At 71.0% G+C, this 16,808-nt stretch carries 11 protein-coding genes and 1 pseudogene; 3 read left to right on the top strand and 9 right to left on the bottom strand.

The annotated features are described in order from the left end of the window. Positions 1-87 precede the first annotated feature (87 nt). From lysS to panC, 4 genes are all read right to left on the bottom strand, one after another. Positions 88-1,761, bottom strand: coding sequence for a lysine--tRNA ligase (gene lysS, locus BKH20_RS03855; protein WP_075390001.1), 1,674 nt, complete (start codon positions 1,759-1,761; stop codon positions 88-90). Positions 1,762-1,864: 103 nt separating this feature from the next. Then, positions 1,865-3,064: a hypothetical protein gene (locus tag BKH20_RS03860; protein ID WP_075390002.1), complete on the bottom strand. Its 1,200-nt coding sequence runs from the start codon at positions 3,062-3,064 to the stop codon at positions 1,865-1,867. Positions 3,065-3,147: 83 nt separating this feature from the next. After that, positions 3,148-3,603 (bottom strand): aspartate 1-decarboxylase, encoded by a 456-nt coding sequence (panD, locus tag BKH20_RS03865; RefSeq protein ID WP_075390003.1) that lies wholly within the window; start codon positions 3,601-3,603, stop codon positions 3,148-3,150. A gap of 307 nt (positions 3,604-3,910) precedes the next feature. Then, positions 3,911-4,924 (bottom strand): pantoate--beta-alanine ligase, encoded by a 1,014-nt coding sequence (panC, locus tag BKH20_RS03870; protein WP_075390004.1) that lies wholly within the window; start codon positions 4,922-4,924, stop codon positions 3,911-3,913. A gap of 465 nt (positions 4,925-5,389) precedes the next feature. On the opposite strand from panC, the gene BKH20_RS03875 reads away from it, so the two are divergent. Further along, positions 5,390-6,376, top strand: coding sequence for a Rossmann-like and DUF2520 domain-containing protein (locus BKH20_RS03875; protein ID WP_075390005.1), 987 nt, complete (start codon positions 5,390-5,392; stop codon positions 6,374-6,376). Here the strand turns inward: BKH20_RS03875 and BKH20_RS03880 are convergent, their stop codons facing one another. Genes BKH20_RS03880 through folP form a run of 5 tightly spaced genes read right to left on the bottom strand, consistent with a single transcriptional unit; the run spans position 6,377 to position 12,807 of the window. Next, a complete protein-coding gene (locus tag BKH20_RS03880; protein ID WP_075390006.1) occupies positions 6,377-8,131 on the bottom strand; it encodes a PH domain-containing protein in 1,755 nt (584 codons plus the stop codon). Continuing rightward, a complete protein-coding gene (locus BKH20_RS03885) occupies positions 8,128-8,697 on the bottom strand; it encodes a PH domain-containing protein (RefSeq protein ID WP_075390007.1) in 570 nt (189 codons plus the stop codon). The genes BKH20_RS03880 and BKH20_RS03885 overlap by 4 nt, the downstream gene beginning before the upstream one ends. Beyond that, on the bottom strand, positions 8,694-9,194 hold the full coding sequence (locus BKH20_RS03890; protein ID WP_075390008.1) for a DUF3180 domain-containing protein: 501 nt from the start codon (positions 9,192-9,194) through the stop codon (positions 8,694-8,696). Before BKH20_RS03890 ends, BKH20_RS03885 begins: the two co-directional genes overlap by 4 nt. Then, the gene (gene folK, locus BKH20_RS14905; RefSeq protein ID WP_075390009.1) at positions 9,194-11,914 is read right to left on the bottom strand and encodes a 2-amino-4-hydroxy-6-hydroxymethyldihydropteridine diphosphokinase; all 2,721 of its coding nucleotides are present in this window, start codon (positions 11,912-11,914) and stop codon (positions 9,194-9,196) included. The genes BKH20_RS03890 and folK overlap by 1 nt, the downstream gene beginning before the upstream one ends. Next, on the bottom strand, positions 11,911-12,807 hold the full coding sequence (gene folP / locus BKH20_RS03900) for a dihydropteroate synthase (protein ID WP_075390010.1): 897 nt from the start codon (positions 12,805-12,807) through the stop codon (positions 11,911-11,913). The genes folK and folP overlap by 4 nt, the downstream gene beginning before the upstream one ends. Before the next feature lie 491 nt (positions 12,808-13,298). Here folP and BKH20_RS14560 point away from each other — a divergent pair. Continuing rightward, positions 13,299-13,974: pseudogene (locus tag BKH20_RS14560) on the top strand (ABC transporter ATP-binding protein); the annotation flags it as partial. Between the two features lie 352 nt (positions 13,975-14,326). Next, positions 14,327-16,801: an FtsX-like permease family protein gene (locus BKH20_RS03910; protein WP_075390011.1), complete on the top strand. Its 2,475-nt coding sequence runs from the start codon at positions 14,327-14,329 to the stop codon at positions 16,799-16,801. Positions 16,802-16,808: the final 7 nt, after the last annotated feature.

A 16,808-nucleotide genomic window follows, 5' to 3' on the forward strand; every position in this document is an offset into this window, starting at 1 on the left:
TGCTATGACGAAGCGCCGGCCGGTCACCGTCGGCCCGAAGGCGGCGATGACCGGCCGGAGCGGGAGGCTGCGGGAGGCCGAGTAGGGTCAGTTCCGCTTGACCAGGGGGAAGGTGATGGTCTCGCGGATGCCCTGACCGGTGAGCACCATGAGGAGGCGGTCGATGCCCATGCCCATGCCGCCGCTGGGCGGGAAGCCCTGCTCCATGGCCACCAGGAAGTCCTCGTCCAGGACCATGGCCTCGGGGTCACCCTTGGCGGCCGCGAGCGCCTGGGCCTCGAAGCGCTCGCGCTGGACCACGGGGTCGGCGAGCTCGGAGTAGGCGGTGGCGGTCTCGAAGCCGCGCACGTAGAGGTCCCACTTCTCGGTCAGGCCCGGCTTGCTGCGGTGGTAGCGGGTCAGCGGCGAGGTGTCCTCGGGGAAGTCGTAGACGAAGGTGGGCGCCCACAGCTTGTTGCCGACGAGCTCCTCGAAGATGTCCTCCACGACCTTGCCGGCCACGGCGTAGTCGTCGATCTCCAGGCCGATCTTCTCGGCGTGGGCGACCAGCTGCTCGCGCGGGGTCTCCACGGTGATCTCCTCACCGAGGGCCTCCGAGACGGAGGTGTAGAGGTCGATCTTGTCCCACTGGCCCGACAGGTCGTACTCGGTGCCGTCGGACAGCGTGACGACCTCCCCGCCCTCGGGCAGGTCGAAGGCGTCCCGGGCCGCCTGCTGAATGAGGTTGCGGGTCAGCTCGGCCATGCCGTCGTAGTCGGAGTAGGCCTCGTAGGCCTCCAGGGCCGTGAACTCCGGGGAGTGGGAGGAGTCGGCGCCCTCGTTGCGGAAGTTGCGGTTGATCTCGAAGACGCGGTCAACGCCGCCGACCACGGCGCGCTTGAGGTAGATCTCCGTGGCGATACGCAGGTAGAGATCCATGTCGAAGGCGTTCATGTGGGTGATGAACGGGCGCGCGGCCGCCCCGCCGTGAATGACCTGCAGCATGGGGGTCTCCAACTCCAGGTAGTCGCGGCGGAAAAAGTTCTCGCGGATGGAGCGCACAACAGCGGCGCGGGTGCGCACCATGTCGCGGGCGGCGGGCCGGGTGAGCAGGTCGAGCTCACGACGGCGCACGCGCTGCTCCTCCGAGAGCGTCACCGCCTCGCCGGCCTCGTTGGTCCAGGTCTTGGGTAGGGGGCGCAGCGCCTTGGAGGCAATCCGCCAGGCGGGGATCTCGACGTCGTCGTCCCCGGCGGAGGCGGCCTCGGCGCCCTCGCGCAGGACCGGCTCAGCCATGACGGACAGCTCGCCGCGGCGCGAGGAGATGACGCGGCCGTGGACGAAGAGGTGGTCGCCCAGGTCGACGTCGGCCTTGAAGGCCGCGAGCGCGGTGTGGCCCTCGGCGGGCAGGGCCTTGGCCGAGAGCATGGCCTGCAGGGTGGTGCCGGCCCCGTCCTGAAGGGTGACGAAGCACAGGCGGCCGGTGTTGCGCAGGAAGACGACACGGCCGGCCACGCCGACGACGTCGTCGGTCTCCTGCCCGGCCTCGAGGTGGGCGTAGCCCTCGCGCACAGCGGCGATGGTGGTGGTGACGGGCACGGAGACCGGGTAGGGGTCCCAACCCTCGCTGCGCAGGCGCTCGCGCTTGCCGGCGCGGACCTCGAACTGCTCGCCCGGGCCCGGGTCGGCCTTGGGCTGCTTGGGCTGAGCCGACTTCTGCGGCTGGGTGCCGGCAGCGTCGGTGGCGGTCGGGTCGGGACTGGGGGTGCTCTCGTCTGTCACGTGAAGGAGTCTAACGGCGCCCGCCCTCCCCGGTCGCTCCCCGGGGCCCGACGACGCCCGATCCGCCTCCGATCCTGGTCACACCGGGCGGCGGTTCCTCAGGTCAGGTCCAGGTGGGCACGACGGCGGCCCCGGTCACCGTTTCCTCACCCTTCCTGCCGCGGCGCACAGACACGCAGTACTCGGCCGGGAACCAGGCGGGGCCCAGGGCCTCGCCCTTGACCGGAACCCGGCTCAGGCGCAGGGCGGTGCCGCGGGCCGTGGGGCGCTGCTCCCACTGGGGTGGTGTGCGAGTCAGGAAGGCGGAGAGCAGCCTGGTGTAGTCGGGCCCGAGGTAGCACCACGGGACCGGGATGGAGGGAAGCCCGCTCAGGATGACGCCGTCGGCGGCCAAGGACTGGGGCTGCTCACCGTTGTAGTAGTGCGGTCTGACATCACCGGCGTAGGAGTACTTCCATCTATCGAGGACCTGCGCCCAGGCCAGGTCGGCGCCGAGCTCGTCACAGGTCTCGAGCAGCAGCTCGTGCAGGAGGTCCAGGTCACTGACGCTGAGGGGCGCCAGCCCGGCCACCCACTCAACCATGTACATGCCGTGAGGATCCTCCTCGCGGGCAAAAAATGTCGCCGTACTGATCGGCGCAGGTCCGGTCAGGAAGACCCCGACGTCGTCGACGTACCTGCGATCATCGGCGGCCTCGATCGTGGCCTCGTTCAGTGGCAGCATGCGAGCCTGGCCAGTGTACTCGGTGGGGCTCCAGTGCGGGGCCACCCGGGAGATGGCGCGCATCCAGGCCTCGACCGGATCGGGGCAGACGGACTCGCGCACATAGGCCCGCATCTTGACCACCTGAACGTCCTCGTCGAGCCGCTCCCAGTCCTTCTCGTAGACGTCGGGATTGAAGTCGGGTGCGGGCGGGGCTCCCTGCGGCCGCACCACGCGCTCGAAGAACAGGGCCACGACGCCGTCGTTCCAGCGGGCGAGGGTCTGCGCCGGCGCCAGGGCCCTCTTGGTGGCCGAGCTGCCTCGGAACCAGCTCTTGGGCCAGGTGAGCCGGTAGCAGTAGGGCAGATCGGGGTAGCCGGAGACCTCCTTGACGTAGTCGACGAAGTCGAGCTGCACGTCCAGAGAGGTCTCCTCCAGCTCGAGGACCAGCAGGCGACCGTCGCGGAGGCGGAGGTGGGTTCCGTCCCCGTCGTTGCCCTCGACGGTGAGGTCCGGCAGCGCCGTGCGCACGCCCTCGATCGTCAGCTCTCGGGTGGTGTAGAGCTCGTAGATGTCCTCGTCCTTGATCTGCCCCAGCATGCTTCCGGACTTTATCGGAGCACGGCGGTGTGGGGGCGGTTCGGGATGGCCTGGTAGGGCGGCGGCCCCGGCGCGCGGAGAGGTCAGGCGCGGGCGTCGGTCAGGGGGATGCCGGTGGGCCGCAGGCCTTGGAGGCGGGCGACGTCGGAGTCGGCTGGGATCTGGCCGGGGTCGGTGCCCCGCTCCACGATCCGGTTGGCCGCGTCGACGAAGACGACCCGGGGCAGGTAGGTGCGGGCCTCGGCGTCGGACATCTGGGAGTAGGCGATGAGGATGACGACGTCTCCGGGGCTGACTAGGTGGGCGGCGGCGCCGTTGACGCAGATCTCGCCGGCGCTGCGCTCGCCGGGGATGACGTAGGTGGACAGGCGGTTGCCGTTGGTGCAGTTGCAGATGTCGACGCGCTCGCCGGGCAGCAGGTCGGCGGCCTCGAGCAGGGCGATGTCCACCGTGATGGAGCCGACGTAGTCGAGGTCGGCCTGGGTCACGGTGGCGCGGTGAATCTTGGACGTCATCATCGTCCGGGTGCGGGAGCTCATCGCCGCACAGCGTAGACGGCGCCGGGCCGGGCGCACTGTACGGTGCGGCACAGGGTGAGCGACCTGACAGGCTGGGCTGACCGGCGCGCTCAGGGGCGGGCTTGCGCGGGGCGCTCAGGACCCTGCGGAGCTGCGCCGGCCCGCCGGTCCCCGAGAACGCGCCGACGGGCGCCGGGTCTGTCGCTTGAGGGTGCGTCCTCGGGGACGCGTGTGCGTCCTCGCGCGGGGCCGGAACGGCTTGCGGCGCCAGGGCTCGCGCAAGTGCCCGGACGGGCCGGGCGCCCAGGGCGAGTCTGAGTAGGACCGTTCAGGGGCACAGGTCGATGAGGGTGTTGTCGATGAGGCGAGTGGTGCCCACGCGCGCGGCGACGGCCAACAGACCCACGGCGGGCAGTTCCTTCCCCTCATCCTCCCCCGCAGGCTCGCTGCGCGGCAGGCCGAGGCCGGCGCCCGTCAGGTCCTCGAAGCTGTCCGGGGCGACGAGGGCCACGTAGTCGATCTCAACGCCGTCGGCCGCCTCCAGGGAGGCCAGGGCGGCCTGGCGGATGGCGGCGGGGTCGGGCCGAGAGCCGGTGGCCTGCGCGGCGGCGTCCCGGCCGGCCTGGAGCGCGCGGGACAGGGCCAGGGCCTGGCGGCGCTGCTCGGGGCTGAGGTAGGCATTGCGCGAGCTCATGGCCAGGCCGTCGCTCTCGCGGCGGATGTCGACCGGCACGATCTCCAAGGGGACGGCGAGGTCACGCACCATGGACTCGATGATCGCCAGCTGCTGGGCATCCTTACGGCCGAACAGCGCCCAGCGCGGGGCGGTCAGGTGCATGAGGGTGAGCACCACCTGGCACACGCCGGCGAAGTGGGTGGGGCGGGTGCGCCCCTCCAGGACGGTGGCGATGGGGCCGGGGTCGATGCGCACCGCCGGCTGCCCGCAGGGGTAGATGACCTCCGGGGTGGGGGCGAAGACGATGAGCCGTCCCACACCGAGGGTGCCGTCGGCGCCGGTAAGGGTGCGGGCCAGTCCGGCCAGGTCTCCCTCGAGGTCGCGCGGGTAGGCGTCGAGGTCCTCGGTGGGGGCGAACTGCAGGGGGTTGACGAAGATGGTGACCACGACGGTGCCGGCCGGCCCGACGCGACGGGCGGCCTCGCGCACGAGGTCGAAGTGGCCCTCGTGAAGGGCGCCCATCGTCATGACGACCGCCCGGGGGTCGGGGGCCTCGGCCAGGGCGGCGGCGAGGTCGGCGCGGCTGCGGGCCAGGACGGTTGCGGCGCTGGCGGATCGGGGGGCGGGAACGGGCGTCGGTGCGGGTTCAGTGCTCACGTGCCCCACGCTAGTCGCCCCACTGGGCGGTACCGAATCCGCCGGTCGCAAGCTGGCACGGGAAGGTGAAAGTGTCCACGGTGGCGACTTTTCCGAGCCGAATCCGAGAACCGAAGCCGTCTGGATTCGCGTTTCCGCAGGTCAGAGGGGCCGGCCTGAAGGAGAGGCTGCCCGCGGCCGGCGGAAAAGTCGCCAAAATTGACAGATTCGCCTTGATGGCTCCCTCAAGGCCGGAGACGGCGAACGGCACAGCCGCACGGGAACGTACTTGTCTTTCGAGGACTGCGTCATCCCACAGACGACTGGAGTCCGAACCACGCCGCCTGTAGGAGAAGTACGTCCTGGAGGGAGAACGCAGTCACCGACCCCCACCGCCCTGCACCACTACAAGAGCCGGCGAGGATCGTCGCTCCACTGACCGGATCCCGGCTGCCCGCGGCGCCGCCAGGGGCGCGAGCATGAGAGCATCGGGGCATGAGCGACATCGATGGCACGGGTCCAGGTGCGGGCGGCGACGAGCACGCGGGCCGAGTCCCGGCCGCCCCTGCCAGCCCGAGCAGGCCGGGTCGGCTGGGCGTCGGCATCATCTCCGCCGGGCGTGTCGGGGCGGTCCTGGGCTGCGCGCTGCGGGCGGTGGAGCACCAGGTCGTCGGCGTCCACGCGGTCTCGGAGGAGTCGCGCGAGCGCGCCGAGCTGCTGCTGCCCGGTGTGCCGGTCCTGGAGGTCGAGGAGATCGTCGAGCGCGCCGAGCTGGTGCTGCTGGCCGTCCCCGATGACGCGCTCGAGCCGCTCGTCCAGGGCCTGGCGGACCTGGGGCGCTGGCAGCCGGGCCAGCTGGTCGCCCACACCTCGGGGCGCTACGGCGCCGCCGTGCTCGCGCCGGCTCAGCGCTGCGGGGCGATCCCGCTGGCGATCCACCCGGCGATGACCTTCTCCGGGTTCTCCACGGATGTGGCCCGGCTCGTCGGCTGCCCGATGGCCGTGACCGCGCCGGCCGCGGTGCTACCGATCGCGCAGGCGCTGGTGGTCGAGCTCGGAGGGGAGCCCTTCGTCCTGGAGGAGTCGGCGCGCCCGGCCTACCACGCGGCCCTCGCCCACGGCGCCAACCACCTGCTGACCGTGGTGACGCAGGCCGTGCGGGTGCTGGCGGCCGCAGGGGTCGAGGACGGTGCGGCCACGCTCGGCCCCCTGCTCACGGCGGCCCTGGACCGGGCCCTGCACGAGGGCGAGTCGGGTCTGACTGGGCCGGTCTCCCGGGGGGACGCCGGAACGGTGGCCGCCCACCTGGAGGCACTCTCCTCGCTGCGCGACAGCCAGGGGCGGGGTCTCGACGACGTGGTCGCCTCCTACCGGCAGCTGGCCGCCGCTACCACTGAGCGTTGCGAGGCCACCGGGCGCCTGACCGCCGAGCAGGCCCTGCGTCTGCGCGAGCTCCTGGACCCGGAGCAGGCCGAGGGCTGACTATGAGGGTTTCCCGGCCCGGGTGGCGGCGACGGCGCGCGCGAGCCACCGGTCGAGCTGCTCGGCACGGGCGCGGCGCAGCGCGCACTCACTGATCCGCGCCGCCAGGGCCTTGGCGTCGGCGGCATCGAGGTTGGTGATCGAGGCGGGAACCTCACGGGCGACCATGTCGAAGCCGATGGCGGCCAGGCTGCGCCGGCGCGCCAGCGGCCCCTGACGCACGCGCAGGGACTGGATGCGCTCGTAGGGGAAGACGGCCACTCGCCGCCGCCAGCGGCCGTGGCGGATGATGACGCAGGTGTCGGTGAGGATGACGGCCGCGCGCCGCCAGGTCAGGGGGCGGAAGATCCGCCCGCGGCGGCTGATGCGCACGAAGCCGCGCTCCGCCGAGCCCGCCGGGGCCTGCGGATCGCCGACGCCGTCATCGTCGCGGCCGGTGAGGGCCTGGGCGAGCAGCCTGTCCGGGTCGGGCACGCCCAGGTCGGGAACCACGAGCCACAGCGCGCGCAGGGCGGTGTCGCGCGTCCCCACAGGCAGCAACAGGTTGCTGGTCTGCCGGTTCTGCCCGTCCTGGGACCGGTCCTCGCGGCCGGCCACGGTGACATTCACCTTCCACCAGTCCTTGCCGCGCCACAGGATCGGCTGAGCGATCCCGACACCGTGGACCCGCCCGGGCGGGAGCGTGCGGGAGGTGTCGGAGGTGAGCCCGTAACGCATGCGGATACCGCTGGGAGTGGCGGCGGCCTGGAAGTTCCAGGCGTTGTTGAATCGGGACCATGCCAGGGACACGACACCAGCGACCGTGCTGACGAAGGTGGTCGCGATCGCGAGCACCCCGCCCCTGGGCGGGTCACCGATGGCGTAGGCGACGATGCCGGCCACGATCAGGGTGATAGGCGGGATGAGAGACATGTAAAGGAGGACGCTGCGCAGCAGGGATCCCAGGAGGGTGGCACCGTCAACGCTGTAGAGCGGGTGCTCCTGGAAGTGGGAGGCCCACAGGCCTGGGGAGCGCGGCGCGGAGGCGGCCTTTGAGTCGGCGGCCCCTTCGGGCGTGAGGCCCTCGGGTCGGGAAGCGGACACGGCGTCGCCGATGCTGCCGGTGTCGTCGCCCGCTGCGCTCGCCCCGACGGCGCCCTCCTCCGAAGCGGGACCGGGCAGGTCGATGTGCCCAGCGGCCAGGTCGAGGATGCGGTCACGCAGGGCCTGGAGCTCGCGGGTGGTGAGGAACCCGATGACGACCCGCGAGTCCCGGCCACCGGCGACCTCGACGGTCAGCCTCCCGACGCCGAAGACGCGTCCGAGCAGGGGGTGGACGACGTCGACGGACTGGATGCGCGGCAGACGGGCCGTGCGCAGCCTGCGGCTGAGGATGCCCGAACGCAGGTAGACGCCGTCGGCGTCCACGGCGTAGGCACGCCACCACCAGCTGAGTAGCCCGAGCCCCACCCACAAGGCGAGGAGCGCCACCAGGCCGAGCAGGTAGTAGCCGACCTGGCCGGCCAAGGAGAAGCCTTGCTCGGAGATGAAGCGGTAGGCGCGTTCCAGGTCGTCGAGGTTCTGAGCCATGACGAAGGCCAGGACGCCGGTGACGATCTTCCAACCCTCCAGCAGCGGCGTGATGAGCCTGACCCGGTGCCAGGTGAGGTTCTCGGGAAGGGGGAGGTCTCGGGAGGCGGCAGGCCCGTTGTCCCCCGGCGCGTCCGTCCTCGCCTTGCGGGCGGCCTCCGTCCCGCTGTCCCAGCCGGGGCTCACAGCCCGGCCATCCTCTCCTCGCCGCGCTGGGACAGGACCTGGCGCAGGCGCTCCGCCTCGGCCACCGGTAGCCCGTTGATCGTGGCGTCGGTGCTGGCCGAGGCCGTGTGGAGCCTGACCTCGGCGATGCCCAGCCAGCGGGCCAGCGGCCCCTGGGAGGTGTCCACGAACTGCATGCGCCCGTAGGGGGTGACGGTGATGGAGCGGAACATGACGCCGTGGCGCCACAGGAGGTGGTTGTCCGCCAGGGCATAGCCCATGGCCCGCACCTGGCGCGGAATGAGCCAGAGCTGCCAGACGAACAGCACCGCGAAAATCCCCGCCGGGATGAAGTATCCGGAGGAGACGAGCACCCCGGGGACGGCGAAACCGATGATGACGACGGCGCAGAAGAGACCGACCCCCAGGATGCGGGCGGTGATGAGGCGGGGCGAGACCGGGTGGAAGACGACGCCGTCAGGGGCGAAGGGGTCGGCGCCGGCGGTTCGCGCAGCCGGCTCACCGGCGCGGACAGGTGCAGCAGGTGCAGCCGGGACGACGCCGGGGAGAGGGCCGGAACTGGTCATGCGGGGGCTCCTGGTCCTTCGGGTGCCCGCCCGGAGGGACCGGCCGAACCGTCGTCGTCGCCGTCACTGGAGATGGAGCACCACTGCTCGACGACGAAGCCGACGACGCACCACAGGAGGCAGGCCAGGAGGCACCCGGTCGAGGTCCAGGCCAGGTGAGTCATGGCCGGCGAGCGCGGCGTCACCAGCGCCAGGATGATCCCGCCGCCGTAGACACCGCCCAGGACCGCCCCCACGATGGCTGAGGCCTGGGCGGCGGCCGCCGTGGTGGCGGCGCCGGTCGGGGTGATCCAGGTGCGCTCGCGCGCCCGCAGGCGCCTGACCGCCAGACCTGCCACCAGGACGATGCCGGCGATGACCAGCGCGGTCACCGCCCCCCAGGGGGAGAGGACCGGGACCCAGCCGACGTGGCGCAGCAGGAGGTCACCGACCACCCAGGAGGTCACCGCGGCGGCTATGAACCAGGTGACGGCACTGGTCCAGCGGGTGCGCCGCATCAGGCGTCCTGGCGGGGACCTGTCCCCTGGGCGCCACCACCGATGACATCGTTCCACTGGAGCGGGGACTTCCAGGCGCCCCCAGCGGCGTCATCCTGCTGGCCGTGGGAGCCCCCATCCGGCCCCGCCGTGCGACCGGGGGCGTAGGTGCCCTGCGGCCCGGCCGCCTCGGGGGCCGAGGCCGCCTGGTAGGGCGAGTCGATCTGCGGGGCCTGCTCGGCCCAGGGGCTCGCCTCGTTAGAGGTGTCGAAGGGCGACTGCCCGAAGGGGGAGGACTCGGCCGGCACCTGGTCACCGAGCGGCTGCGCGGGGGCGGCCGGCTGCGGGGCGGGAGATGAGGCCTCGGAGATGCTGCCGGCGTAGTCGGCGGACAGGGAGGCGTCGGCCACGGAGGACACGGAGGACTCGTCTCGGGTGGCGTCGTAGACCAGCCCGGGCTCGGATCCTGCGGCGTCCTGCGCCACCGGGGGCTCCACGTAGGGGCCGGTGGGCTTGTCCGGCAGGGCCTCGGAGTCCAGCCAGTCGAAGGCCAGCCAGCGCAGGCCTCCGCGGTCGGGGGCGTTCTCGGCGAGCTCGGACACGGAGTGCCCGGCCAGCTCGGCGAAGGGATCGGCCTGGCTCCACGGCACCAGGACGAAGGCGCGCTCGGCGGCGCGCGGGTGCGGCAGGGTCAGGGCCGGGTCGGAGGAGGTGACGCCCTCGACGTCGATCAGGTCGACGTCCAGGGTGCGCACGCCCCACGGCTCGGTGCGCACGCGCCCGGCCGCGACCTCCAGGGACTGGCAGACCTCGAGGAGCTCTCGCGGGGAGAGGGTCGTCATGGCCGTGACCACCGTGTTGAGGTAGTCGGGCTGGGGTTCGGCGCCCTCGGCGACGACGGCGAGCGTGCGGGCCAGTGGCGCCACCTGCGTGACCTCGATGCCCTCAGTGGCCTTGAGGCTCTGGACGGCCGTGCGCAGGGAGTCCACGACTCCGCCGACGTTGGCGCCCAGGCCGAAGACGACGCCCACGGGGCGGGTGGGCCGCTCGGCGAGCGGGTCGGCCGGAGCGGCGGGCGCCGCCGGGGCCTCAGGCGCGGCGGGAGCCGGTGCGGCGCCCTGGACGTCGGGCTGCGCCGACGGTGCGGCGAGGGAGTGCTCAGCGGGCTGGGAGAAGTCCTCAGAGACGGAGGGCTGGGAGTAGGAGGAGTCGGAGTAGGCCGGTGCCGCTGCCTCCTGGCTCACGGCCCCGGGGACCTCACCGGGGCCGGCGAAGGGGCTGAGCCCGGGCTCACCCTGAGGCTGGGAGGCTGGGACGGAGGAGGCGTCAATGAAACCGTCAGCGGCGGTCCCGGGGGCGGGGGCGTCGGCGCCCAGCGGGGGGAAGGGGAAGCCGGGCGCGTCGGCGCCCGCCGTCTCGGGGGCGGCGTCCCCGGCGTCACCGGCCTGGCTGGAGGCGACTCCGCTGTAGGAGCCGGACTCGTCGAAGGCGACCGGCCCGTTCAGCAGGTCCGCGGAGTCCTCGACGGCGGGGGCGGACTGGTCCTCGCCCTCCTCGGAGGAGGCCACGTGGCGCCCTTCGCGGGGCAGCTGAACAGCGAGGCCACCGGCGGCGGGAGCCGGCTCGGACGAGGCTGCTGCCGAGGCGTCGGCGGCCACCTCCTCGGCGTAGCTGAGGGCACTGGGCTCCGGCTCACTGGGGGCGGGCGCCGCACCCAGGGCGTCGGCCGCCAGGCTCACGAACCCGTCGGCGCCGGCGGTCCTGCCTGCGGAGGCCGCGGTGGGGGCGCTGGTCGAGGGGGCGTCCAGCGCGCTCGACGCGGCATAGGAACCGGCCGCCTCGCTGGAGGGCAGACTGGAGTCCTCCGGGGCCTGGGGAGCCTCCGGAGCCCAGGAGGGGGCCGATGAGACGGAGGAGTCCGCGCTCTCAGTGGCCCAGTCCGGAGCCCACGGCTGGGTCGACTCGGCGCCCCCACCGACAGAGCCGGGCTCGGCCGGCATCGGCGTGGGCACCGAGGGCGCGGCAGCCGCGAAGGGCGAACGGGCTGGAGCCTCCATCGGCGAGACCGGCGAGGGCGTCGGGGTGATGGGAGGCTCGGGGGTCGACGCCACCGGAACGGCGTCGCCACCCGCGAAGGAGGCGCCAGAGAAGTCCGGGACCTCCTTCACGAGGGGGGCCGCGGGAGCGGCGGGGGGCTCGTAGGCGGGCGCTGCCGGTGAGGCGGCGGCCACCGGGGAGGCCGAGGAGGAGGGGGAGGCGTAGGGCTGGGCGGACACGGCCACCGGCGCCTCGGCCTGCGCGGCCCAGGCGGCCTGGCTGGTGGCGGGGGCGCCGCCGTGGCCGGCTGCGGCGTCGGCCACCCGGTGGATGGTCACTGAGACGTCCTCGAAGGCGACGTCGAGGGGCGCCTCGGGCTTGTGCACGGTGACCTCGGCGGCCACGACGCGGGGGAAGGACAGGACCCGCTCGGCGATCCGGTCCGCCAGGGACTCGATGAGGTTGACCGGTTCCCCCTCGATGATGCTCACGATGCCGTTGGCCACGCGGGAGTAGTCGACGGCGTCGGTCACCGAGTCGGTGACGGCGGCCACGGCGGTGCCGCGCTGCCCCAGGTCGAGGATGACGTCGACCGTGAAGAGCTGGCCCTCCTCGCGTTCGAAGGGCAGGACGCCGTGGTGGCCGCGGGCGGACAGGCCGATGAGGCTGATCCGGTCGGTGGTCGCGGAGACGGTGGTGCTCACTGGTGTTCCTTCCAGAGGGAGGCGGTGCGGACGGCGGCCCGGTTGGCCGGGACCTCGTGGACTCTGACGGCCCAGGCGCCGGAGGCGGCGGCCAGGGCGGTGGTGGCGGCGGTGACGGCGTCGCGCTGGACGGGGGTGGCCTCGGCCTCGGCGGCCTGGGCGAGGAAGCGCTTGCGGGAGGAGCCGACCAGGAGGGGCCGGCCCAGGTCGGCGATGAGGCGGGAGGTGGCCGCCAGCAGCTCCCAGGACTGGGCGTGGGTCTTGGCGAAGCCGAGGCCGGGGTCCAGGACCACCTGGGCGCGGTCCACCCCGGCGGCGTCCAGCTCGCCCAGGCGCTCGCGCAGCTCGGCCTCGACCCCGGCGACGACGCCGCCGGGGTAGTCGGTGAGCCGGTCCATGGTCTCGGGGTCGCCGCGCCAGTGCTGGCAGACGTAGACGACGCCGGTGCGGGCGATGAGGCCGTGCATGGCGGGGTCGGCCAGGCCCCCGGAGACGTCGTTGATGATGTGGGCGCCGGCGTCGATGACGGCCTCGGCGGTGGCGGCGTGGATGGTGTCCACCGAGATGATGGCGCTGGCGGCGGGGCTTGTCCCGTCGGCAGCGCCGACCCCGTCGGCGAGGAGGGCACGCACCACGGGCAGGACCCGGGAGATCTCGGTGTCGACGTCGACCCGGTGGGCGCCGGGGCGGGTGGACTCCCCGCCGACGTCGATGATGTCGGCGCCCTGGGCGATGAGCTCGCGGGCGTGGGCGACGGCCGTCTCGGGGTCGGCCCAGCGGCCGCCGTCGGAGAAGGAGTCAGGGGTGACGTTGAGGACGCCCATGAGGAGCGTCCGGTCACGGGGCACCCACCCCGGCAGGGGGGCCGGGGCGGCGGCGGGAAGAATCGTCACGGGGCCAGGCTAACGGTTGGCCCGCCGCAGCGGGAGGACCGAAACATCTTCAACCCACCTCACACTGAGAGCCGAGACACGATCCGCCGGGGTCAGGGCGGCTCACTTCGACCAAAACTTCATAGAAGACGCGGAGCCGTGTCGTTGATGAAGTTTTGGTCGAAGTGACGGAGCCACACCACTGTCGGCGGCAGCGGGCCTCCCTCGAAAGGTGGAGACACTGGCCCTAGTCCGTCCCTTCGACGCATTCCGGCGCGATGGCGCCATTTCTAGGCTTCTTCACATCACCAGGGCGGTGCGGGACGCAGCGCGATACCAGTGGTCGGCTCCGCCCGCCACCCGAGTCAGTCACCGAGAAGGGTCATGAGATGACGTATCCATCCCAGCCTCAGGCCTTCGGCCACCCCTCCCGTCCCACGCCGCTCCCCCAGGCGGCCCCGGCCACCCCGGGAGCGCCGACGGCGCCCATCACTCCCGCGGCCACCGCACCGATGCGGGTCGTTGAGGCCCGTGGTCTGACCAAGGTCTACGGCGAGGGCGAGGCCCAGGTCCTCGCCCTGGACTCAGCAAGCCTGGTAGTAGGACGCGGCGAATTCGTAGCCATCATGGGCCCCTCCGGCTCAGGCAAATCCACCCTCCTACACTGCCTGGCCGGCCTGGACACCCCCACCTCCGGCAACGTCCTCATCGCCGGACAGGACCTGTCAGGCATGAACGACAAACAGCTCACCGCCGTACGCCGCGACCAGCTCGGCTTCATCTTCCAGTCCTTCAACCTGCTGCCCACCCTGACCGCTGAGGAGAACATCCTCCTGCCCCAGCGCCTGGCCCACCGCAAACCAGACCGGGACTGGTACGACGCCATCATCTCCACCCTGGGTATCGGCGACCGCCTGTCCCACCGGCCCCACGAGCTCTCCGGCGGACAGCAGCAGCGCGTAGCCGTGGCCCGCGCCCTCATAGGCCGCCCCAAAGTCATCTTCGCCGACGAGCCCACCGGAGCCCTGGACACCGCCTCAGCCGCCAACCTGCTACAAACCCTCGCCCACATGTGCGAACACCTAGGCCAGACCGTCGTCATGGTCACCCACGACGAACAAGCCGCAGCCACCACCAACCGCATCATCCGCCTACGCGACGGACGCATCACCAACGACGACACCGTCCACCACACCCCCGGCACCCACACCACACCAACCACCCGCCCGGCCCAGCAGGCCCCTGCCGCCCCCGCTCAGGCGGCTCCTCCCGCACCACCGATGACGACACCAGCAACCCACCCCGACCCCACTGCACGATTCGACGCCGTGACGACCCCGGCCGGCCCCGTGCCGGCACGCCGGGCCATCACCCCGGCGACCGCACCAGAACCCCGCCGCACCTCCAGGGTGAGCACCACCCCCGTCGCCCCCGAGCCCCGTCCCGCCGCGGTCTACAGCGCCCGCCACGCCGCAGCTCCCAGCGCAACCCAGATGTTCGGCTTCGGCAGCCCCTACGCCACAGGAATGGAGGCCCGCTAATGCCCTCCCTCCTCGACCTGCGGCGAACCATCTCCGCCCTCGTGGCCGTGGCCATGAGCGCCGCCCTCATAGCCTTCGCCTTCATCATCTCCGACTCCTTCCGCACCCAGCTACAGACCAGCGCACGTCTATCCGTAGGCGACGCCGCCATCGTTGTCCAGAACGGTCGTAGAGCGAATAATACGGAAGGCGCTCTGGACGATTCCCTTATCAAGAAGATCTCCGCCCTCGACGGCGTCGACTCCGTCCGCGGTGTCCACTGGGACCTACTCTGGCTCGATGTGCCCAAGCAACTACGAAACGGGGCCCAGGTCGTCGCGCAGGACGTCCCTGCACTCACCAAGTTCACCACCCTGAGCAGCGGCCGACTCCCCAAAGCAACCGGCGAGGTGGCCATCGACACCATGCTCGCTGAGCAGCAGGGCCTGAGCGTCGGCGACACCATCAAAATGAAGAACAACGACAAGGATAACGCCATCCACTCATCCCCCACGATCGTCGGCATCATCTCCGCCGGGGCCGACAGCAAGGAGACCGGCACCGGCGCCCTCTACGCCACCGCCGAGCAACTCCAGGCCATGGGAGCGCAAACTAACTACTATAGGTTGTACATCAACGCCAAACCAGGATTCAACACCAGCTCCCTGATGAGTAGCGTCTCCAACACCATCTTGGCCACCCAGCCATCTGCAATCATTCAGAGCGCCGACGAAGTAATCGTCCAGCGTACTAAATCGGAGACCGCAGGTGGGGAGAACATCTCAACTATCCTCAATCTCTTGGCCCCGGCCTGTGCGGCCGTTTCCATCATCGTCATCGCCACCACCTTCAGCACGCTGGTGGCGCGCCAGACCCGCACGATCGGTCTCATGCGGTGCATAGGATCAAGTCGCCGTCAGGTGATGCTCGCCGTGTTGCGCACCGGGCTCATGACTGGTCTGGTTGGCTCCGTCCTGGGCACGGCGCTCGGGACCGGTCTCGGCGCCATCGCCGTGTCCTCGGGAACCTTCGCGGACCTCAAGGCGGATCAGCTCACCATCTCGCCGGTGTCGCTCGGGCTCACCGTCGCCCTGGGGACGCTAGTCACCCTCATCGCCGTGCTCCGCCCCGCCCGCAAGGCAACCCGCATCTCACCGCTCGTGGCGCTTACAGGACAGGTCGCGAGCACCAAGCAGGCCGGACGCAGAAGGATATGGGTCGCCGTCGTCGGAGTCATCGTTGCCATCATCGGTGCGGCCATCGTCACCTTAGGTATTCACGTCGCAGAAATTTTTATCACGGCCATCGGAAGCGCCGTCGTCGTCGTTGGCACTGTCCTCAGCCTTCCTCTGCTCGTTACCGCCATCATCGGCTTCATCGGCAGAGTCAGTGGCGGTACTCGATTCTCGGTGCTGCAGCTGGCTACCCGCAATCTGGCCCGCAACTCCGGACGGTCCGCCGCAACCGCCGCCACGCTCTTCGTCTGCGTCCTGGTGGGGTCAGTGCTCTTCGTCGGCCTGTCCTCCTTGAACGCCTCCTTCGACGACATCCTCGGCCACAGCTCACCCGTGGACGCCAGAATCTTAGGCGTCACACCGCAAACCGATACCGCGCATCTGACGAAGCAGGTCAAAGCAGTCAACGGCATCAAGGATGTCACCTATGTTCCCTCCCTCGACCTGACCCAGACCGTCGACGGAGAATCGAAGGACATCACTGTCGACGTCATCGACACCGGCAGTATCGCGCCTATTGCACGGTCCACCAGCGGCCTGGAGGGCCTCGACGACAAGACCCTCATCGTGGGCGGTATCTATGACATTCCAGATGGCTCCACAGTCACCCTGACTGGGGCAACCGGAAGTGTTGAGCTGAAGGCTCGCGTCCAGGAGGGGTGGGGAGCCGTGGTCAGCCCGGCAGTGGCCCATCGCCTCAATGGCGACACTCCCACCAACGCCACCATGTGGGTTCGCTCCACCGGCAACTCCATGACATCCGATACCGAGCACGCGCTCACTGCGGCCATCCGCGGTCAAGGAATGATGGTGAGTGGAAGCGCCGCCGCCAGCGAGCAGATGTCAACCATGTTCAATAAATTATCCCTTGTCATTTACTTGGTGCTGGGCGCTGCCCTGGTCATCGCCCTGTCCGGTCTGGCCAACACCACGGACGTCTCGGTCCTGGAACGCATTCGAGAGATCGGGGTCCTGCGCGCCACCGGCAGCCCTCGTTCAGAGATCAGAAACCTCATCGTCACCGAGGGAACACTGCTCGCATTCGTCGGCGGAATACTTGGGCTCACCATAGGAACTGCTCTCGGCGCAGCAGGAGCACTTTCGGTCATCGACGAATCATATGGAGTGCGAGTAAGCATTCCCTACTTCGCCCTAATCGGCATTAGTATCATCACCCTCCTCGTCGGCATGACAGCCTCACTCAGGCCCGCCAGGAGAGCCGCCTCGGTGCCGCCGGTCATGGCCCTGTCCGAGGAGTGAGGAGACC

The organism is Actinomyces oris, from assembly GCF_001937445.1.
Classification (GTDB): domain Bacteria; phylum Actinomycetota; class Actinomycetes; order Actinomycetales; family Actinomycetaceae; genus Actinomyces; species Actinomyces acetigenes.

Excerpts from the sequence above, each read along its gene's own strand:
- BKH20_RS03860 (WP_075390002.1), bottom strand. The coding sequence starts at position 3,064 with ATGCTGGGGCAGATCAAGGACGAGGACATCTACGAGCTCTACACCACC.
- panD (WP_075390003.1), bottom strand. The coding sequence starts at position 3,603 with ATGAGCTCCCGCACCCGGACGATGATGACGTCCAAGATTCACCGCGCC.
- BKH20_RS03885 (WP_075390007.1), bottom strand. The coding sequence starts at position 8,697 with ATGACCAGTTCCGGCCCTCTCCCCGGCGTCGTCCCGGCTGCACCTGCT.
- BKH20_RS03910 (WP_075390011.1), top strand. The coding sequence starts at position 14,327 with ATGCCCTCCCTCCTCGACCTGCGGCGAACCATCTCCGCCCTCGTGGCC.
- BKH20_RS03875 (WP_075390005.1), top strand. The coding sequence starts at position 5,390 with ATGAGCGACATCGATGGCACGGGTCCAGGTGCGGGCGGCGACGAGCAC.
- BKH20_RS03890 (WP_075390008.1), bottom strand. The coding sequence starts at position 9,194 with ATGCGGCGCACCCGCTGGACCAGTGCCGTCACCTGGTTCATAGCCGCC.